At 45.1% G+C, this 20,785-nt stretch carries 20 protein-coding genes; 13 read left to right on the top strand and 7 right to left on the bottom strand.

From position 1 onward, the window contains the following. Positions 1-49: 49 nt before the first annotated feature. Together MUK70_RS24535 and MUK70_RS24540 are read right to left on the bottom strand one after the other, a co-directional pair. Entirely contained in the window at positions 50-1,228 is a 1,179-nt protein-coding gene (locus MUK70_RS24535; protein ID WP_234658380.1) for an acetyl-CoA C-acyltransferase, read from the bottom strand. Between the two features lie 162 nt (positions 1,229-1,390). Continuing rightward, a complete protein-coding gene (locus tag MUK70_RS24540; RefSeq protein ID WP_234605835.1) occupies positions 1,391-1,624 on the bottom strand; it encodes a PspC domain-containing protein in 234 nt (77 codons plus the stop codon). A 293-nt stretch (positions 1,625-1,917) separates the two neighbouring features. Here MUK70_RS24540 and secA point away from each other — a divergent pair, with 293 nt between their 5' ends. Together secA and MUK70_RS24550 are read left to right on the top strand one after the other, a co-directional pair. After that, a complete protein-coding gene (gene secA / locus MUK70_RS24545; protein ID WP_234658379.1) occupies positions 1,918-5,265 on the top strand; it encodes a preprotein translocase subunit SecA in 3,348 nt (1,115 codons plus the stop codon). A gap of 134 nt (positions 5,266-5,399) precedes the next feature. After that, a complete protein-coding gene (locus tag MUK70_RS24550; protein ID WP_234658378.1) occupies positions 5,400-6,059 on the top strand; it encodes a phosphatidylserine decarboxylase family protein in 660 nt (219 codons plus the stop codon). On the opposite strand, the gene MUK70_RS24555 is transcribed toward MUK70_RS24550, so the two are convergent. Both MUK70_RS24555 and MUK70_RS24560 read right to left on the bottom strand, forming a co-directional pair. After that, complete coding sequence (locus MUK70_RS24555; protein ID WP_234605830.1) at positions 6,051-6,671, bottom strand: rhomboid family intramembrane serine protease; 621 nt, start codon at positions 6,669-6,671, stop codon at positions 6,051-6,053. The two genes, MUK70_RS24550 and MUK70_RS24555, sit on opposite strands and share 9 nt — an antisense overlap. 28 nt (positions 6,672-6,699) lie before the next feature. Continuing rightward, positions 6,700-7,671, bottom strand: a complete 972-nt coding sequence (locus MUK70_RS24560; RefSeq protein ID WP_374759744.1) for a polyprenyl synthetase family protein — start codon at positions 7,669-7,671, stop codon at positions 6,700-6,702. Between the two features lie 139 nt (positions 7,672-7,810). Here MUK70_RS24560 and MUK70_RS24565 point away from each other — a divergent pair, with 139 nt between their 5' ends. Then, positions 7,811-8,641 (top strand): aminotransferase class IV, encoded by an 831-nt coding sequence (locus MUK70_RS24565; protein WP_234658376.1) that lies wholly within the window; start codon positions 7,811-7,813, stop codon positions 8,639-8,641. A gap of 55 nt (positions 8,642-8,696) precedes the next feature. Here the strand turns inward: MUK70_RS24565 and MUK70_RS24570 are convergent, their stop codons facing one another. From MUK70_RS24570 to MUK70_RS24580, 3 genes are all read right to left on the bottom strand, one after another. After that, the gene (locus MUK70_RS24570; protein WP_234658375.1) at positions 8,697-9,560 is read right to left on the bottom strand and encodes a hypothetical protein; all 864 of its coding nucleotides are present in this window, start codon (positions 9,558-9,560) and stop codon (positions 8,697-8,699) included. Between the two features lie 124 nt (positions 9,561-9,684). Next, complete coding sequence (thiL, locus tag MUK70_RS24575; protein ID WP_234658374.1) at positions 9,685-10,704, bottom strand: thiamine-phosphate kinase; 1,020 nt, start codon at positions 10,702-10,704, stop codon at positions 9,685-9,687. A 103-nt stretch (positions 10,705-10,807) separates the two neighbouring features. After that, the gene (locus MUK70_RS24580; RefSeq protein WP_234658373.1) at positions 10,808-11,263 is read right to left on the bottom strand and encodes a lipocalin family protein; all 456 of its coding nucleotides are present in this window, start codon (positions 11,261-11,263) and stop codon (positions 10,808-10,810) included. Positions 11,264-11,400: 137 nt separating this feature from the next. Here MUK70_RS24580 and MUK70_RS24585 point away from each other — a divergent pair, with 137 nt between their 5' ends. The 10 genes from MUK70_RS24585 (at position 11,401) to MUK70_RS24630 (ending at position 20,634) form a co-directional block, all read left to right on the top strand. Continuing rightward, positions 11,401-11,640 (top strand): cytochrome b5 domain-containing protein, encoded by a 240-nt coding sequence (locus tag MUK70_RS24585; RefSeq protein ID WP_234658372.1) that lies wholly within the window; start codon positions 11,401-11,403, stop codon positions 11,638-11,640. A 3-nt stretch (positions 11,641-11,643) separates the two neighbouring features. Further along, on the top strand, positions 11,644-12,489 hold the full coding sequence (locus MUK70_RS24590; protein ID WP_234658371.1) for an N-acetylglucosamine kinase: 846 nt from the start codon (positions 11,644-11,646) through the stop codon (positions 12,487-12,489). A gap of 41 nt (positions 12,490-12,530) precedes the next feature. After that, positions 12,531-13,781 carry a sensor histidine kinase gene (locus tag MUK70_RS24595; protein ID WP_234658370.1) on the top strand — a complete coding sequence of 417 codons (1,251 nt, stop codon included), beginning with the start codon at positions 12,531-12,533 and terminating at the stop codon, positions 13,779-13,781. Further along, positions 13,782-14,468 (top strand): response regulator transcription factor, encoded by a 687-nt coding sequence (locus MUK70_RS24600; RefSeq protein ID WP_234658369.1) that lies wholly within the window; start codon positions 13,782-13,784, stop codon positions 14,466-14,468. Positions 14,469-14,559: 91 nt separating this feature from the next. Continuing rightward, the gene (gene rpmB / locus MUK70_RS24605) at positions 14,560-14,799 is read left to right on the top strand and encodes a 50S ribosomal protein L28 (protein ID WP_026632020.1); all 240 of its coding nucleotides are present in this window, start codon (positions 14,560-14,562) and stop codon (positions 14,797-14,799) included. Positions 14,800-14,886: 87 nt separating this feature from the next. After that, complete coding sequence (gene folK, locus MUK70_RS24610; protein WP_234658368.1) at positions 14,887-15,378, top strand: 2-amino-4-hydroxy-6-hydroxymethyldihydropteridine diphosphokinase; 492 nt, start codon at positions 14,887-14,889, stop codon at positions 15,376-15,378. A gap of 221 nt (positions 15,379-15,599) precedes the next feature. Continuing rightward, on the top strand, positions 15,600-17,966 hold the full coding sequence (locus MUK70_RS24615) for a TonB-dependent receptor (protein ID WP_234658366.1): 2,367 nt from the start codon (positions 15,600-15,602) through the stop codon (positions 17,964-17,966). Between the two features lie 35 nt (positions 17,967-18,001). Beyond that, positions 18,002-18,940: a DUF4249 domain-containing protein gene (locus MUK70_RS24620; protein WP_234605808.1), complete on the top strand. Its 939-nt coding sequence runs from the start codon at positions 18,002-18,004 to the stop codon at positions 18,938-18,940. 81 nt (positions 18,941-19,021) lie between these two features. Continuing rightward, on the top strand, positions 19,022-20,143 hold the full coding sequence (locus tag MUK70_RS24625) for a DmpA family aminopeptidase (RefSeq protein WP_234605807.1): 1,122 nt from the start codon (positions 19,022-19,024) through the stop codon (positions 20,141-20,143). Positions 20,144-20,214: 71 nt separating this feature from the next. Continuing rightward, positions 20,215-20,634: a hypothetical protein gene (locus MUK70_RS24630; protein WP_234658365.1), complete on the top strand. Its 420-nt coding sequence runs from the start codon at positions 20,215-20,217 to the stop codon at positions 20,632-20,634. The last annotated feature ends 151 nt before the right edge of the window (positions 20,635-20,785 follow it).

Raw genomic sequence — 20,785 nt, forward strand, 5'->3', positions numbered from 1 at the left:
AATTCTTCAACGGAGACCGTCAATTTAGTTTTCCGGTTATTAAGCGGATTTAATTTAATCTTTCAAAAATACCAGCCACACCTTGTCCGCCACCCACACACGCTGTTACCATGCCATATTTTTGATTTCTCCGTTCCATTTCATTGAATAACTGAACCGAAAGCCGCGCTCCCGTCGAACCTAATGCATGGCCCAAAGCGATGGCGCCGCCATTAGGGTTCACAATTTCCGGATCAATGTCCAGCTCCTGAATTACTGCCAGCGACTGTGCCGCAAAGGCTTCATTCAGTTCTATTTGTTCGATATCGTTCAACTTCAATCCCGCTTGTTTCAATGCGATGGGGATAGCAGCCACAGGACCGATGCCCATAATGCGCGGGTCAACACCTGCGGTTGCATAGGAAAGCATTTTCGCGATCGGTTTCAGGTTGAGTTCCTCCACCATTTTCTCCGACATGACCATTACAAATGCTGCCCCATCGGAAGTTTGCGAAGAATTTCCTGCCGTTACTGTTCCGCCAGCTGCAAAAACGGGTTTCAATTTATTAAGTGCTTCCAAAGTTGTGTCCGCGCGCGGCCCTTCATCCTGGCTTACTACTGTTTCCTTTGTTTTCTTTTTCCCGGAAGCAGCATCGAAATAGGTCTCCTTTACGGTTACAGGCACAATTCCATCAGCGAACCAGCCTTCTTTTTGCGCCCTCAATGCTTTTTGGTGTGAGCTGAAAGCAAATTCATCCTGCTTTTCACGGCTGATATTAAAGTCTTTGGCAACCTGTTCGGCTGTCAGGCCCATACTTAAATAATAGTCTGGGTTTGTGTGTGCAATGTCATAGTTCAATGCTGTTTTCCAGCCCATTGTAGGAACGAGCGACATGGATTCTGTTCCGCCTGCAATGATGCAATCGGCCATTCCAGCATGTATTTTGGCGGATGCCATCGCAATGGCTTCCACGCCGCTGCCGCAATAACGGTTGATCGTAATTCCTGAAACGTTTTTTGGAAGCGCCAGCAATGCTACATAACGGCCCATCTGCATGCCTTGTTCGGCCTCAGGAACCGCATTTCCCACAATGACGTCGTCCACACGTGCAGGATCCAGGCCAGGAATTTTTTCAAGCAAATATTTGATAACAGTTGCTCCAAGGTCATCAGGGCGGGTGAAACGGAAACCTCCTCGTGAAGCTTTTCCGACTGCACTGCGGTAACCGGCAACTATGTATGCATTCATAATGTCTGATTTTAATTTGAAGTAAATCACAGGCATTTGACGATTAGTATGCCTGCATACCATTTGTAAAAATAGCAATTAATCATAAAACAACAAACCACCGGAATTTGTTTTCCGGTGGTTTGCAATTACCAAGTCTTTACTGATGGAATCTTTACTTTTTTAGGCGGAATACCTGTTTCCTTCCAATGGTTTGGGTCTTCTGGCACCGTCCGGCATGACGATCCACAGGACAATGTAAAACAGGATGATCGGGAAAGTGACGGGGATAAAAACACCAAGGACGAAAAGTACTCGGACAATCGTTACATCTATGTCCAGGTAATCGGCGATCCCGGCTGCAACTCCACCTAAAACTTTACTATTTGTATTGCGGAATAATCTGTTGTTGTTCATGGCTATGGCTATTTATTTTTGTTTGATGATTTAAAGGTACTATGTATTGCATAGTAGTTGAAATTATTTGGTATAAACGGTTCTGAGACCTGAGTATGGGCGCTAGATTTGGTTGAGCAAACGGCAAAAAGGATTAGAGTTACATTAGGATTCTTAGGATTGATATACAATACTATTTGCAATGAATTACCTTTGAGCTTGAAATTGATAGCTTTGCTGACAATCTGACACGGTTAATCAGGCAGGCGCAATTATTTTTCTGTAAATGATCGGTTAAAACATATACTAAAATCATGTTTAAAATATTTTCAAAGCTGTTCGGCACAAAATCAGAACGGGATTTAAAAGAGTTAACTCCGTACGTTGATAAAGTCAATGCCGAATACGTGCTCCTGGCTTCCTTAACCCATGACGACCTACGGGCACAATCCGAAGGTCTGAAACAACATATTGCCGACAACCTGAAATCCATTGACGATCAGATTGCTGTTTTAAGACAACAGGCTGCTGATGAGCCTAATGTGGACAGCAAAGAAGCGATTTTCAAAAAAATTGATGCGCTGGACCTGGATCGTAATAAAGAACTTGAGCGGATTCTTTTGGATATTTTACCAAAAGCCTTTGCCATTGTAAAAGAAACAGCCCGCCGTTTTAAAGAGAATGACAGGCTGGAAGTTACCGCTTCCTTCTTCGACAGGGAAGTGGCTACCAGAAAGTCACATGTTGTCATTGAAGGTGACAAGGCTTATTGGAATACAACCTGGGATGTAATTGGTCAGCCTATTAAATGGAATATGCTGCATTATGATGTGCAGCTGATCGGTGGTGTGGTTCTGCACCAGGGTAAAATCTCCGAAATGGCGACCGGGGAAGGTAAAACGCTTGTTGCAACCCTTCCTGCTTTTCTTAATGCATTGGCTGGAAATGGCGTTCACATTGTAACAGTGAACGATTATCTGGCAAAACGTGATGCGGAATGGAACGCACCGCTTTTCGAATTCCACGGCATGAGCGTTGATTGTATCGACCGCCACCAGCCCAACACCATTGCCCGCAGGAATGCATACAAAGCTTCGCTAACCTACGGAACCAACAATGAATTCGGTTTTGACTATCTGCGTGACAACATGTCACGGACACCGGAGGAGCTTGTCCAGCGCAAGCACCATTTCGCAATGGTGGATGAGGTTGACTCCGTGTTGATTGACGATGCACGTACGCCATTGATTATCAGCGGGCCGGTTCCGCGCGGAGACGAACAGGAATATTTGGAGTTGAAACCACGTGTATCCAGGATCGTTGAGGCGCAGAAAAAGCTGGCGATGGATTTCCTAAATGATGCCAGAAAGAAAATTGCAGCCGGTGATAAAAAAGAAGGCGCACTTTCCCTGTTCCGCGCACATCGCGGGATGCCAAAATATAAACCTTTGATCAAATACCTGAGTGAATCAGGAATTAAGGCGCTGATGCAGGAATCGGAATCGATTTATCTTGCGGAAAACCAGAAGCTGATGCCGGTGGCCGATGAGCCGCTCTACTTCACGATCGACGAGCGTCATAACAGCATTGAATTAACTGAAAAAGGGATTGATTTCCTTACCGGCGAATCCGAAGAGACCAACTTCTTTATCCTACCCGACATTGCTGTTGATTTGGATGCAATTGAAAAAGATGCATCACTGAATGAGCAGGAACGCATTATCAGAAAAGAAGCATTAATCCGCGATTACTCTGTTAAAACTGCCCGTATCCACACTGTTAACCAACTTTTGAAAGCGTTCACGCTTTTCGAAAAAGACGTGGAATATGTGATCATGGACGGAAAGGTTAAGATCGTTGATGAGCAAACTGGTCGTATTATGGATGGCCGTCGTTACTCTGACGGTTTGCACCAGGCGATTGAAGCAAAGGAGAATGTGCGTGTTGAAGATGCGACGCAGACTTACGCGACGGTTACCTTGCAAAATTACTTCCGTATGTATCATAAGCTGGCCGGTATGACCGGAACAGCGGAGACTGAGGCAGGTGAATTCTGGGAAATCTATAAACTGGACGTGGTTTCGATCCCTACCAATGTCAATGCGGTTCGGAAAGATCATGAAGATAAAGTCTATCGTTCGGTTCGTGAAAAATACAATGCAGTAACAGACGAAATCGTGGAGCTTGTGGAAGCCGGACGGCCTGTTTTGGTGGGTACGACTTCGGTTGAAAATTCCGAGATTATCAGCCGGATGCTTACATTGAGAAAAATCCAGCACCAGGTTTTGAATGCCAAACAACACCAGCGTGAGGCGGAAGTTGTGACGGAAGCCGGTAAACCCGGAACTGTGACCATTGCCACCAACATGGCCGGTCGTGGAACAGACATTAAGCTGACGCCGGAAGCCAAAAAATCAGGTGGACTTGCCATTATTGGTACGGAACGCCACGAAAGCCGTCGCGTCGACAGGCAGCTGCGCGGCCGTTCCGGTCGTCAGGGTGACCCGGGTTCATCGCAATTCTTTGTTTCGTTGGAAGATAACCTGATGCGTTTGTTCGGCTCCGACCGGATGGCGAAGGTGATGGACAGAATGGGATTGGAAGAAGGCGAAGTGATCCAAAGCGGAATGATTACCAAATCCATTGAACGTGCGCAGAAAAAGGTTGAGGAAAACAACTTCGGCATGCGGAAGCGTCTTTTGGAATATGATGACGTCATGAACTATCAGCGTGATGCCATTTATACACGTCGCCGCAATGCATTGTTCGGAGAACGTCTGGCTGTTGACATTGCCAATACATTATATGATGTGTGTGACGAGCTTGTAAGCACAGCAAATTCTTATGCCGAGCTTGAATTAGCAGTGATCACCACATTAGGAATGGAAGTTCCATACAGCGAGTCGGAATACGGATCGTTGAAGCCAGCGGATCGTTCGCAGAAGCTTTATAATGCGGCTGAGAAACACTACCAGGACAAAAACGCGGCAATAGCGGCAAAAGCGTTGCCTGTTTTGAGTTCTATCAATGCTGAACGCGGTGCAACTATATCCGAGATTATGATTCCATTCAGCGATGGAATCCGTCAGACTGGCGTGGTTGTAGGCTTGAAAAAGGCCATTGAAAACGAAGGGAAAGAGATTACGAACGAGATGGAAAAAGCCATCGTCCTTTCGCTGATCGATCAGGAGTGGAAAGAGCATTTGCGCGAAATGGATGATCTGAAACAGTCCGTTCAGAATGCGGTGTTTGAACAAAAAGATCCATTGTTGATCTATAAATTCGAATCGGTTGAGCTGTTTAAGCGCTTCCTGAGCAAAGTGAATTTTGATATGATCTCCTTCCTGATGAAGGCAGATATTCCTCAGGAGGAGGAAGTTCCGGCAACTGCGGTTCAACAAACCGTGCGTCGTCCGGCTCCTGCGCCTGCGTTGCATACGAACCGCGAAGAGGACTTTGATGCTGAATTGGATGGCGGCCCGAGCGAGTACGCCCGCAATATGGAGTCTACAACGAAAGCGCAGCCTGTTCGCACCATTAAAATTGCAGATAGGAATCAGAAAGTGTCTGTTCAATATCGCGATGGCCGGATTTTACGCGATGTGAAATTTAAAAAAGTGGAGCAGGAGGTGAAGAACGGAGACTGTGTTGTGATCGAATAACCAGTCACAAAACATTAATAAATTGTGAAGCCCTGCCTTTCTGAATGGATTGGCAGGGCTTTTGATTGAAAGGAAATCAGTATTTATACGATATTTGTATTTTACAGCAAGTCATTAACGAAACATCACCCTGCATGAGACTGCACAAAGAAGGTTACACCATCATGGCCGTTACAGCCATTATATTGATACTGATAAACTTAGGCATATATTATATGCTGCCTGACGGTTATTGGATCCCAAGATTGGTGTTGGTTGGCAGTGTGATCGTTTTCATTCTTGTTGTTCAGTTTTTCCGAGTGCCCTCGCGTGTTGTCTATAAAAGCGACCGGCAAATTGTAGCTCCTTGTGATGGAAAAGTGGTTGTAATCGAGGAAGTGGTTGAAAGTGAATATTTTAAAGGCCCCAGGAGGCAGATCAGCATTTTTATGTCTCCATTGAATGTGCATATCAACTGGAACCCGATCAGCGGAGTAATTCAATATTTTAAATATCATCCAGGACTTTATCTTGTAGCCTGGCACCCCAAATCAAGCACGGATAATGAGCGTACAACCATTGTAATTAAAACCATTGAAGGCATCGAAATTCTTTTCCGCCAAATAGCAGGCGCCGCCGCACGCCGCATACGCTGGTATGTGAAGGAAGGCGATCAGGTGGAGCAGAGCACAGAAATGGGCTTTATCAAGTTTGGATCGCGTGTGGATATTTTCTTGCCGCTGGATGCGGAAGTAAAGGTTAATTTGCAGGACAAAACAGTCGGCAGCGTAACTGTCCTCGCGGAATTAAAATAATCGCCAGCTCAAAATTTGCTGCAGGAATCCGGGAACCGCGCTGGGGTAAACCACAGCCATGAACACAAACCCGAAAATCGCCCCAACCATGTGCGCGCTGTGGTTCACATAACTTGTTCCGCGCTTGGATTCGTAAAATGAATATCCCAAAAAGAGCAAGCCGAAGATAAACCCGGGCATACAGATAAAGAAATACAGACAAACCTGCATTAACGGAGAATAAAGGATGGCTGCAAACAGCACAGCCGAAACGCCCCCGGAAGCTCCTAGTGAATTGTATTTAGAGTTGTTCCGGTGTTTTAAAAATGTTGGAATATCGGAAACAATGATCCCGACAATGTACAGGAACAGGAAATAGATTGTTCCGCTCGGCCCGAAAAGCATACTAAAAAGCCTTTCAATCCCTTCGCCTACAAACCATAAACTCAGCATATTAAAGATCAAATGCCCAAAATCGGCATGAATGAAGCCGGATGTTACGAAACGGTAATATTCGTTGCGCTGCGTGACTTTATAGGGATTCAGGATCAGTTTTTCCATTAAACTATAATTGTTCAATGCATAATAACTGATGCCGGATGTAATGATGACGAGTATGAGGGTTATGGACATGTTCGGTTTTTAAATGTTTGAATGGCTGTTATTTTTCACGCTCAACCAATTGCTCTGCAAATTGCAGCAATGGCTGTTTTCTTTCTTCATCTATTTTCAGTGCGTGCAGGCCTGAAAGCCCTTTTGTAAAATATTCCTGGATCTTCTGTTCCGTAAATGCGCGGATGCCTAGTTCTTCATAAATGGCCGTTACGCCAGCCACTTTTTCCTGCTTGTCAAAAGTTTCCAGACCGATCCATTTGTCCAGTTCGATTTTTGAATCGTTATCTGCCTTGGACAATGCTTCAATCAATAGGAATGTCTTTTTATTGGAAATAATGTCGCCACCCACTTGCTTGCCAAACTTGTCGGGATCGCCGTAAACGTCCAGAAGATCATCTTTCAATTGAAAACCAATCCCCATATTTTCGCCGGCAGAATACAAAAGCTGAATGGATTCTTCATCAGCTCCACCGATAATTCCACCGAGTTCCAATGCAAAGCCCAGCAAAACCGATGTTTTCAGACGGATCATTCCCAGATATTCCTCTTCGGTAACGTCCCAGCGGGTTTCAAAATTCATATCCAACTGCTGACCTTCGCAAACTTCTGCCGCTGTTTTATTAAATCTTTCCAAAACACGACGCAGTTTTTCGGCCGGAATGTCCAGCAAAAGGTCATATGCCTTGATCAGCATGACATCTCCTGATAAAATCGCCGTATTTGCATTCCATTTTTCATGAACCGTCGCCTTGCCTCTTCGTAGCGGCGCCTGATCCATAATGTCGTCGTGCATTAAAGTGAAATTGTGAAAAAGCTCCACCGCCATGGCTGGTTTAATGGAATTTTCCCAATTGTCGGAATATATAGAAGCGGCAAGCAAGGTTAATAACGGACGAAAACGTTTCCCGCCAAGCGACATAATGTAGCGGATAGGCTCGTAAAGCTCAGTGGGATGTTCGCCGTAGGATTGTTTCTCAAATTCAATTTGCAGCGTTTGCAGTAATTGTTCGGGTTTAATCATTCGCAGAGTAAAAAAGATCCGTTCAGATAAATCTGACGGGTAAAATAGTAACGTTTTGATTTGATCAGATATGTATGCAAAGTAGGGAAAATTAATAACTTTGAGATTCCGCCCATCATATATTAATTCACCCGGCATGCCTTTTCATCAATATTTCAACGGAGAAATTCTTCCTATTGACAGTCCGATTTTTAAAACCAATGATCTTGGATTGCTCCGTGGTTTTGGGCTTTTTGACTATTTCAGGACCTATAATGGCGTGCCCTTCCGGTGGGACGATTACTGGCAGCGGTTTGAAAATTCAGCCAGGCTGCTGAAACTTACATTGCCCGTAACGCAACAGGAAACGGAGAAAGCACTAGCCGATCTGTATGCATTGTCGGGTGAGCGGGAAGTTGCTTTTCGCTTTGTCCTGACCGGCGGTTATTCGCCCGACAGCGTGAATGTTGTGGAGCCTAATTTTTTGATCAGGACGGAAGCATTGCCACAGGACAATCCTGCCGGCCGTTTGAAAGGCATTAAAGTTTTGCCTTATGACTATGTGCGTGACTTGCCGGAAGTAAAAACGACAAATTACGTCCATATGGTTTTAATGGCGGATGAATTGCGACGTCAGCAGGCGGCCGACCTGCTTTTTCATAAAGAAGGAGAGGTTAGTGAGCTGACGAGAAGCAATATTTTCATTTTCCAGGGCGACAAGCTCATTACTTCCGACCGCAACATTCTTAAAGGCATTACAAGAAAAGTCGTTATGGAGCTTGCGAAACCACATTTTGAAGTGCAGGTCAGGCCGGTTTTGTATAAAGAGGTGATTTTGGCGGACGAGGTTTTTACGACCAGCACTACCAAGTGGGTTATGCCCGTTGTTCAAATTGGCGACTTGCCGGTTGGCAGCGGAGAAGCCGGAAAACGGACGCTTTTCTTGCAGCAGTTATTCGAAAAGCTTGTTGCTGATTGGGGTAAATAAAAAAAGTGGCGAGCCAGATGGCTGCCACTTTCCTATTCTTGTAATAAGCTAGAATTTATTTAGGCGCATTCGGTGAATCTTTGTTTACGATGGGCCAAACGCCAGGTCTCGGAACGCTGACGCCTTTGGTCATGCCTCTTTTCATCTCGTCAGGTCCAAAATAGTAAAGCGGCCATCCTTTATAGGTAAGTTGTTTTTTTCCAAAAACATCAATGGTTGCAAACAATGCCTTGTCCACACCGGTTGGAATGCCTTTAATCTCGTCTGCAATGTAGATTGGCCAGGTTTTATCCTTCTCAGGATCATTGGTTGTCCAGTTGTTGATTCCTGATGAATCGCGTGCAAACGCATACAATGTTCTTCCCATGCCGTCCACAAAAAACTGCGTTTCTCCGGTTCCTTCCGTCAAATCGGGTTTGTAGGATTTCCCGTCATTACCAACGAGCTGCGCGTTGGCCAGCATAACCGTGTAATCCGTTTTGGCGACAAACCATATTCCATTCACATTCTCACCTTTCACTTCGCCAGCAGCTGCATCATCTTTGAAATAATACAAAGGCCATCCTTTATAAGTGGTTTGTGGTTTGCCGTCAGCACGGGTAATGTTCGCGAAATCACTGGCAGTTAAGCCACCGTCGATTTTGAGTTTACTAAGATCAGTCACAGCAAAAACCGGCCAGTTCACTTCACAATTGCCGGAGCATGCGGAGTTTCCATTAGCGTCTTTCGAAAAGAAATACAGTGTTTTGCCATCCTTATCAGTCAAAATTTTCCCCAAAGTAGCGTTGTCTTTGAGCTGAATGTCGTTGGTAACCGCCGGGATTGGATCAGGGTTCGGGTCATCGTCCGAGCAGGCTATGACGACGGACATGACGAATCCCAGGGCAAAGACCGTACGGGAAAGGTTGAAGATTTTCATCGGATTCAAATTTTTATTGTTAGAGATGAATTGGTTTGTCGTGAATACGAGCAAAGCCGTCCGATGGTTGCGTACAAAAAAAGCATAACCGTGGCTATGCTTTTCATTCAATATTATTTAGATTTTAACTCCAACCCTGGGCAGTAATCGGCACCCGGCTGTCACCTTTGGTATGCAGCACAATTTCTTCTTTATCGCCCGTGATATAGCCTATGAAGCTGATTTTGGGATTATTTTTAATCAAATCATAGGAAGCCTGTGAAACGGTGAAAAGCAATTCATAATCTTCCCCTCCGTTCATGGCCGCAGTGATCGGCCCAATGTTCAGTTCCGAAGCCGCCAGGTAAGTTTGCTCGTCAATAGGAATCCGCTCTTCAAAAACCACCGCGCCCACACCTGATTGCGCACATATGTGAAGCAGATCCGAAGCCAGTCCGTCAGAAACATCGATCATGGAAGTGGGCAGTACGCCTGCTTCCGCCAGCTCGTATATGACGTCCATACGCGCTTCCGGCCGAAGCTGGCGCTGAATTACATAATCCTTTCCTTCCAGTTCCGGCTGCATATCAGGGTTAGCCAGGAAAACCTGCTTCTCTCTTTCCAGCAACTGCAAACCCAGATAAGCGCCGCCCAAATCACCCGTAACACACAGCAGATCGTTGGGTTTTGCAGTGTTCCTGTAAGTAATTTTATCTTTATTAACCTTCCCGAAAACGCTTACAGAGATAAGCAATCCGGACCGCGACGATGATGTATCCCCGCCAACCAGGTCCACATTAAAATCCGCGCAAGCCACTTTCATTCCTTCATACAATTCATCTATCGCTTCCAATGAAAACCGGTTGCTCAATGCCAGGTTCACAGTAACTTGTCTCGGAATTCCGTTCATGGCCGCTATGTCCGAAACATTGACAGAGATGGCTTTGTAACCCAAATGTTTCAAAGGGAAAAATGTCAGATCAAAGTGCACGCCTTCCAGCAGCAGATCGGACGATAGCAAACCATATTCCTCTCCTGCATCAATGACCGCCGCATCGTCACCAATTCCCCTGATTGTATCCGGTAATATCGTTTTTATTCCGCTATTTATTCTTTTTATGAGCCCGAACTCACCCAGGCTGCTTATTTCAGTTCTTGTTTCCATGGTGCAAAATTAGCTAAAAAAAAGCGAAGCCACTTTCTGGTAGAAATGGCTTCGCTATATGATGGTTTATCTCAAAAGCATTTTAAAATGCCAGTGGATAAGATTATGGATTGCTTAATGTGTATTCGTTGATTGTTCCACCTGTTTTAGGACTGGTTTTCAGTCTGGTAAGGATCAATCTCGCGTCATCCAGTGATGTGATCGTAAATTCAATGGTTCCGCCGCTTCCGGTTGGCTGAGGAGTCAACTCTTTAAGGATCAGCTTTGAATCTCCGTCCAGTTCCCAGGTCCCGCTGAATGTGCTGCCGTCGAACTCCGTATAGGAAACCGTTTTGGTGCCCGATGCATCATTCAATGTCAGCCTGAAAGCCGAGTAAGCGGGAACAGCGTTGGTGGAACCTCCTCTGGTGTAAACAACAGTTGGCCCGTGCTTAACAGATTCCGCCGTCCAGGCCTTCGCAATGCGTTCTGAAACGGGTTTCACTTTTTTCTTACATCCGGTTGCAATCAGGGTCAGTGCCAGTATTGTACACCAAATTAAAGAGTAACTTTTTTTCATATTTCTATTGCTTGAATTTCTTTTACAGAACGCCAAGTTCTTACATTTTAGTCTTATTATCAAAATATTCATCCAAGATCATTTTTAATTTCGAACCGAAAAACCGTTATCACTAAATTGCGGGCCAAATGGCAGTAATGAAAGAATATACAAAAGCGCAGCTTGCGCTCAGAAACGGACAGGACCGGGAAGAAATCTGGTGCGCGTATAAAGGCATTATATATGATGTGGGCTCATCAAGACTTTGGCGAAACGGGCATCATTACGAACATTGGGCAGGGCAGGACCTGACCAAAGAATTGGGCGACGCGCCGCACACAGAAAAGGTTTTTGAGCGTTTCAGCGCCATCGGAAAATTGCAGTCACCGGAAAAATAATCCATGCAGAAATCATATTTAATAGCCGACAGCGGATCGACGAAGACGGATTGGGTCATTAAAAATTCATCAGGAGAACATTCGTTCCAATCGGCCGGGATCAATCCGTTTTATCAAACTGCGGAGGAAATCATTCCGGTTTTGGAAAAAGAAGTGATTCCTAATTTAATGGGGACGGTTGGTAAAATCTACTTTTTCGGTGCAGGTTGTGCGGACGAAAAGACTAGTAGGCCGGTTTTTGATGCATTGACCAAATGTATTTCTTCTGCCGACATGATAGAAGTCGCTTCGGATATGCTGGGCGCTGCGCGTGGGTTGTGCGGGCATGAGGCGGGTTTGGCCTGTATTTTGGGAACGGGTGCCAATAATGCTTTTTATGATGGCACCAACATTGTTCGCTCGATTGGTTCCCTGGGTTTCTGGCTGGGTGATGAAGGAAGCGGTTCCTACCTAGGGAAAACATTGGTTGTTCACTTTTTACAAAATGAGTTGCCGGAACATTTACATTTAAAGTTTGCCGCGCAATTTCCAGAGGTTAACCGGCTTTCCGTTTTGGAAAATGCTTATAAAAAACCTTATCCTAACCGTTATTTCGCTTCTTTTTCAAAGTTTATAGCAGAGAACAAATCGGATCCATTTTTAGAAAACGTGGTTTCAAGCGCTTTCGCGATTTTTGCCAAAAAATACATTTGTAAACATCCGGAAGCACAAACCGTCCCCATTCATTTCACAGGATCAGTTGCCTATTATTATCAGGATATTTTGAAGAATGTGCTCGAAATCCTGAATTTGAAGCCGGGACGCATTCTGCGTTCGCCGCTGGAAGGACTTTTGCAGTATTATTCCTGATCTTTCACAATAATCAAAGCAATGAACGTTTAACCTGCGCCATGTCAAGACGTACCATTCAGTCCCTCACCATTTTTTCTGCTGTGCTCATCATTGGTGTGGTGATTACGCAGATCTATTGGGTGAAGCAGGCGCTGGATCTCAGGCACAGGCAGTTTAACCAAAATGCGCACGTTGCATTGCAGGATGTGGCTACCAAGCTCGCGAAAGTGAATGGTGTTATGCAAAGCGTCAATCCTGTGGAACAATTATCGCCTCAATATTTTTTGGTGAATACCAATGCTACCACACAACCGGACCTGCTGGAAAATTTTATCAAAGACAGTTTTCAAAAAAATAACCTGATCACTGATTTCGAGGTTGGGATTTACGATTGTACGACCAACCGGATGCGCTATGGCATGTCGCTGAGCACGAAAAACAATGATAAGATCCCTACGCCCACTTCCAATTGGATTAAAACAGATAAATATCCCTATTATTTCGGTGTGCGCTTTCCTGAACAGGACACGTATTTTGCGGGCACCATCAATGGAGCGATATGGTCTTCTGTCCTGGTTTTAGTTGCCGTTTCGTTTTTTGCTTATGCGCTTTTTGTGATTTTGAGACAAAAACAATTGTCGGAAGTGCAGCGGGATTTCGTCAATAATATGACACACGAACTGCAAACGCCGATTTCAACCATTCGCATTGCGGCGGATGTTCTGAATTCCGACAACATTGTCAATCAGCCGAAACGGCATAAAAGATATGTCCAGATTGTCCAGGATGAGATTTTGCGGTTGCAGGGACAAGTAGAAATGGTGCTCTCCATGGCAAAAGCAGAACGGAATGCATTGACTTTGCAAAAAGAAATGATGCGCTCGGAAGACATTATCGAATCAGTTTTGCTGCCATTTGAAAACAAGATCACCTTTCTGAACCATGCGGCGAACACATTGATAGAAGCGGACCCATTTCATTTCAGATGCATGATCAATAACCTGATCGACAATGCATTGAAATATTCCAACGAAACGCCTGACGTGAAAATCGAGACTTACAATAAAGGTAAATGCTTGGTTATAGCTGTGCAGGATCATGGCATTGGCATTGCGCCGGAATATCGTAAAAAGATCTTCAACCAGTTTTTCCGCATTCCATATGGCGATGTGCACAATGCGAAAGGGTTCGGCATCGGGCTCAGTTACGTGAAACAGATCGTCCGTGCGCATCACTGGAAGCTTGACCTCGAAAGCGAGCTTGGAAAAGGAAGCACATTTAAAATATCAATTCCCCAGAAACAAGCCTAAATGAAAAAACGAATATTGTACGTCGAGGACGATCCGAACCTGGCATTTGCGACGAAAGACAACCTGGAAGAGTATGATTATGAAGTAATTCACGCGCCCGACGGCATCAAAGCATTGGAATATTTCGGGAAGGATCATTTCGATATCTGCGTGCTGGATATTATGCTCCCTAAGATGGACGGATTCACATTAGCCGAAAAAATCCGTAATTCCGACAGCCAGGTGCCCATCCTGTTTCTCACCGCGCGCGCTTTGCAGGAAGATAAGATCAAAGGCCTCAAACTCGGCGCGGACGATTATATTACCAAGCCATTCAGCATTGAAGAGCTCAAATTGCGTATTGACGTATTTTTAAGGCGCAGCAAATCCGAGGAGCCTTTAGTAGCAAAAGCAGATTCCAGCAAGGTCGGGAAATATACTTTCGACTTTCAAAAGCTGACATTGGCCATTAACGGAAGCAGCCAAAACCTGACATTCAGAGAAGCGGAAGTGCTGAAATTTCTGGCGGAAAGGCCCGATCAGGTAATTCGCCGGGATGAATTATTGAAGGCGATCTGGGGCGATGACGATTATTTTATGGGGCGCAGCCTGGATGTGTTTATTTCGAGACTAAGGAAATATTTATCGGCCGATCCGGATATTAAAATTGATAATATTCACGGTGTAGGGTTCAGAATGAGGTGGTAAGCCAATTTTTTGAAAATATGTTTTACAAAAGTTTGCTCAAAAAAAATTAATAACGCATCTTTGCACCCTCATTTGGAAAAAATTGCAAGTTATGGCTAAGGTTTGTCAAATTACAGGTAAAAGAACTCGCGTTGGAAATAACGTTTCTCACGCTAACAATAAAACAAAGCGTAAATTCTTCCCGAATTTGCAAAAGAAACGTTTCTTCCTTCCTTCGACAGGAGAGTGGGTTACGTTGAAAGTAGCTACTTCTGCACTTCGTACTATCAACAAGAATGGTATCGAAGCAACGATTCAAAAAGCATACGACAAAGGAACACTTACGTTCTAAAAATATTTACGAGTTTGAAAAGGGCTTCTCCTATCCGGGAAGTCCTTTTTTCATGCGCCGTGCGCTCCACTCCATAACGATTGCAAGATGGCGGGTTCCGAAGGCATTTTTCTTTCGCTAGGCTCTAATTTGGGCGACAGGCAAGCTACGCTTGCGTCTGCGCGGGAAGAAATTGCAAAAAGGATCGGCACGATATCCGGCGAGTCTTCCGTTTACGAAACAGAACCCTGGGGCCTTGCCGACCAGCCTGCGTTCCTGAACCAGGTTATCCGCGTTGAAACCGCGCTTGCTCCCGAAGAAGTTTTAAGGATCATCCTGGACATCGAGCACGAACTCGGCCGTGTCCGCCACGAGCGCTGGGGAGCGCGCGTCATTGACATTGATTTGCTGTATTACAATGCATTGGTGCTCGACAGCGCAAGCCTGACATTACCCCATCCCCGCCTCCAGGACCGCCTTTTTAACCTGATTCCCCTTACGGAAATTGCTCCTGATTTTATAAACCCGCTTCTCAAAAAAACGTCTCTTGAACTGTTGCAAATGTGCACGGATGATGGCGTTGTGTCAAAAATTTCATAAAAAAATACTATTTCCGTTTTAGCCTTCGGTTTTTGAGTTTTAGCCATTTATTCCGTTTTTTGGCCGGTTCATCACTTTTTTCTGTTATATGAAGTTGATTTACACGTGCTTTACCGGCTCCTAGCATGACTCTCAAAAAAACTTTTGAAGTATTTAAAAAGGGTATACGTCTCTAAGGTTGTCATCAGAATAGGAAAAGTTCAATAATGAAATCAAAGCCCATGAAAAACAAAGTACTCGCTCAATGTATTCTCTTGCTCTTCTTTTGTGTCAGCGCATTTGCGCAAAACCGGCACACTGTCAGCGGTTATGTAAAAGACCAGTCAAATGGTGAAGGTCTGATCGGAGTTTCTGTCTATGTTCGCGAAGCCGAGACCGGCGTAGTGACGAACCCTTACGGTTTTTATTCCCTGACTCTTCCGGAGGGGAATTATACGCTTGTATTCTCATATATAGGTTACCAAAAAGTTGAAAAAACTGCCAATCTGGACTCCGACAAGACTGTCAGCATCGAAATGTCTGATGAAAGCACCGATTTGCAGGAAGTCACAATCTCTACACAAAAGGAAGACGAAAATGTGAAGAGCATTGAAATGTCTGTTAATAAGGTGGAAATGAAGACAATCCGCAAAATGCCGGCATTACTAGGTGAGGTGGATCTGATCCGCAGCATTCAATTACTGCCTGGGGTTACTTCGGTTGGGGAAGGTGCTTCCGGTTTTAATGTGCGGGGTGGGGATATTTCTCAAAATCTTGTGCTCCTGGACGAAGCGCCGGTTTACAATTCTTCCCATTTATTCGGATTCTTTTCGGTTTTCAATCCCGATGCGGTTAAGGATGTAAAGTTGATAAAAGGCGGAATTCCTTCACTTTATGGCGGGCGTATTTCTTCCATTCTGGATGTCAGGATGAAGGAAGGAAATGCTAAGAAGCGGGAGATCAATGGCGGGATCGGGTCTATTTTTTCAAGGTTAACCTATGAACAACCATTTGCAAAAGGAAAAGGCTCGTTCATCGTTGCCGGTCGCAGGTCTTACATTGATGTTTTGGCCAAACCATTTTTGAATTCGGACCTGAAAGATTCCAAGTTCTTTTTCTATGATCTTACGGCCAAAGTGAATTATAAAATTGGAGAAAAGGACACATTCTTTGCCTCGGGTTATTTTGGTAAAGATGTTTTTGGTGGCGGTGATTTTGGATTCGGATGGGGTAATGCAACCGCCACAGCGCGCTGGAATCACGTTTTTTCCAACAAATTATTCATGAACCTGACCGGTTATTACAGCAATTACGATTACAATCTGGGGCAGAACCAAAACAAGCCCGATGCAAAAGACAGGTTTGATTGGAAATCCAAGATCATCAGCACGAGCATTAAGCCGGATTTTACATTCTACATTACACCGAACAACCAACTGACATTCGGCGGGCAATACATTTATTATGATACGCGCCCCGGAAAGGCCATTGCAGTTTCGGAAGGGCAAAGTACAGATATTAGCCTCGAACCGCGCTACGCTGATGAATCCGCTTTGTATATAGGCAATGAACAGAAGTTCGGTGACAAGATTTCGCTGCAATATGGTTTGCGTTATTCTTATTTCAGAAGCTTAGGGCCGGGGACGGAATATGATTATCTGGAAGTTGAAAAAGGGCAAAGGAAGTATCCGGTTTTTCCCGGTAATACATATAAAAAAGGAGACGTAATCAAAAGTTACGGAAACTGGGAGCCACGGGCGTCTTTGAACATTGGGATTACCAAAGATGCCTCTATCAAAGCCAGCTACAACCGGACCGCACAATATCTGCATTTGCTTTCCAACACAGCTGCCAGCTCACCATTGGACGTCTGGACTTTGAGCTCGACAACCATCCTGCCTGAAAAGGCGGATCAGGTTGCATTGGGTTGGTTTCAGAATTTCAGCAACAACATGTATGAGGCTTCTGTTGAGGTTTATTACAAAAAACTTTATAACCAGATCGACTATGTTCCGGGCTCGGAATTGCTGCTCAATGAATTCGTTGCAGGCGACCTGCTTACAGGAAAAGGTCGGGCCTACGGAGCTGAATTTTATCTAAAAAAGAACAAAGGAAAACTAACCGGCTGGGTGAGTTACACATTGGCCCGGACCGAGCGGCTCGTTGAGACCATTAACAACAATGATTGGTTTCCGGCCAGATTTGACAAACCACATAATTTCACTTCGGTTGCCATTTATGAAATGCGTAAACGTTTGTCTCTTTCAGCCAACTTTACAATCATGTCCGGCACGCCAGCCACATTCCCGACAAACCGTTACGACTACCAGGGCTGGCCGATCGCTAATAATTATAATGGTTTAAGGAACAACAACCGCATTCCGGCATATCACCGCCTGGATCTGGCAGCAACATTGAAATCCAAGAAAAAGCTTTTCAATTCAGGACAAGGCGAGTGGGTTTTCTCTATATATAATGTTTATAATCGCCGCAACCCCTTCTCGGTCTACACCCGTGCCAATGAGGACACCCCGCTTAAAACGGAAGCAGTTCGTTATTCGGTGATCGGGAGCATGATTCCGGCTATTACTTACAATTTTAAATTTTAAAGAAAGTAAACTCATCATTGGTAGAAATCATTGCTATGAAGAAGATATCAGATATTTTATTTATAAAAAAAATAGCCGTACTCCCGGTTTTATTGGCATCATTGATCTTCCTTTCTGGTTGCGAAGATGTTATTGACCTGGAAACAGAGACTGGTCCGCAGCAGCTTGTGGTGGACGGTTGGGTCACTAATCAGCCCGGTCCGCAAACCATAAAGCTGAACTGGTCAGCTGGATATTTCAACAACGGTCCTGCAACACCAGTTTTAGGTGCCGAAGTGACAGTAACCGACGACAAAGGCAAGGTCTTCAAGTTTGAAGATTTGGCTGGAAACGGTCAGTATATTTGGGGGAAAACCAATACAGACACATTAGGCAGGATTGGTCGCACTTATGCATTGCAGATTAAAAACCAGTCTGATATTTATACTGCATCCAGTGAACTGAAACGGGTTCCGACAGTCGATTCGATCGTGTATCGCAAGGAAAAGCTGCCATTTGAGCCGGATAAAGGCCCCAAGGAAGGTTATGTCGCTCAATTTTATGCCAGGGACTTTGTTGGTGAAGGTGACACTTACTGGATCAAGCCGCTCGTGAACGGCAAGCCGGCAACGGAAAAAGCGGTCAACATTTCCATTGCTTATGATGCAGCTTTTGGGGCTGGCGCACCATCCGACGGCTTAATTTTCATTCTTCCTATCAGAGAGTCGCTCACAGTTGATTCACTTTACTCGGCGGGAGCGTCTGTAGGCGTAGAGTTGCACAGCATTAGCAATGAGACATTTGAGTTTTTGAAACAGATCAGAGAACAAGCTGCGAATGGAGGACTTTTTGCTGTTCCCAACTCGAATATCAAGTCGAATGTCAAAAACTCGAATCCAAATGGAATGAAGGCACTGGGCTTTTTCAGCGCTTCGGCGGTAAGCCGGAAGCAAACGATCATTGATCCTGAAAAGGCGCGTCCGGACGAGGATTAATTTCTTGAAAAACACTCTTGATCCACTGGTAAACGCGTTTTGCCAGTGGATTTTTGTTATATTTCATTTTTATAAAATATCATGATGAAACGAAATTTACTGATCCTCCTCGTACTTTTTGCAACGCCTGCTTTCGCGCAACAACGCGCGCGTGAGCTGGGAATCAAAATCGGTGTGCTGCCGACCGGATCACTGAATGCGATCACGGATGTGGGTGGAGTGAAAGTAGGTCAGGTGACATTGCGGGAAGGCGCCGACGTGCGCACAGGCGTAACAGCCATTATGCCGCACGATGGAAATTTGTTTCAGCAAAAAGTGCCGGCAGCCATTTATATCGGCAACGGCTTTGGCAAACTCACGGGTTACTCGCAAGTTGAAGAACTTGGCACCATTGAAACGCCTATTCTTCTCACCAACACATTGAGCGTCCCAACCGTCGCTGACGCCATCATTGACTGGACATTAGGCCAGCAGGGCAACGAAAACGTGCGATCGCTGAACCCGGTTGTGGGAGAAACCAATGATGGTTTTCTGAACGACATTCGCGGGCGTCACGTACGTAAGGAGCATGTACTCAATGCATTGGCGCAAGCGCAAAACGGCCCGGTTGCAGAAGGTAATGTGGGGGCAGGAACGGGGACAGTTTGTTTTAATTTTAAAGGAGGCATTGGAACCGCATCGAGAAAGCTTCCTGCCAATCTCGGCGGCTACACGGTTGGTGTTTTAGTGCAAACAAATTTTGGCGGGGTTTTGAAGGTCAACGGCGTTCCGGTGGGGGAGGAACTGGGGAAATTTGCATTTAAAGAATCACTAGATAAAACTTCCGACGGCTCGTGCATGATGGTGGTGGCCACGGATGCGCCGCTGGATGCAAGAAATTTGAAAAGGCTTGCAAAACGGGCGATTATGGGCCTCGCACAAACCGGCGGGATCGCATCGAATGGCAGCGGAGATTATGTGATCGCATTTTCAACGGCCAATCGCATGCTTCACGAAATGCCGGAACGTACTTTTGGCGCTACTTATCTTCATAACGATGCTATCAGCCCGCTTTTTCTGGCCGTTATAGAGTCCACCGAAGAAGCAATCATCAATTCACTCGTGATGGCGCAAACCAGCGAAGGGACGCAAGGCCACAAAGTAGAAGAACTTCCCAAAGAGCAGCTTCTTGAAATTATGAAGAAGTACGGAAGGTTGAAATAATGTCGCAACGACCAGCCATAGCGGCGGTGTTTAAAAAAATAGTTTGCGTTTGTGATTTTTTAGATTAAAATTTGCCGTTTAATAAGAGATCTGAATTCGAAGTGAAAGCGCAAAGAGTTATTAATCAGACAATGAGCTTCATGCTTGCCATCATGCTGTTGATGGTTGCGGGAATGCGTTCATGGTCTGATCAATCGGATTCAGCGCAAAAACACGTTGCACACGCCAAAGAGATTGGTAAGGATCTTACAAAAAACGCCTCCCAGTCGCCGGAGCAAAGCCAGGCAAAAGTTAGTGCATTGTCCCTGGACGCGGTTATTACGCCCGCATTATCATTTGATTTTTCCCATTATTTCTACTTTTTACCCCAGCCCGTCTGGCATTTCGTAGCCAGTGCATCGGTTGTCCCGGTTGTTTTCAGGGAATCTGTATTTCTTTTTTCCTATTTCCATAGGATCTTCGGTCGGTATATAGTCACCAACGCCCCTTAATGCCGTTTTCTCCGCGCAGGCATGCTGCGGCAGACTTCACTGCTTTTATATTATTGGATCTTACTAATGGGCTGAGCGCCTGTTGTTTGTTGCATCTGATCTATCTGCTGCATGAAGCTTGCGGAAATGCTTCTTTTAATCTTTCAGGAAT

Origin of the sequence: Dyadobacter chenwenxiniae (assembly GCF_022869785.1) — a bacterium.
Taxonomy (GTDB): Bacteria; Bacteroidota; Bacteroidia; order Cytophagales; family Spirosomataceae; genus Dyadobacter; species Dyadobacter chenwenxiniae.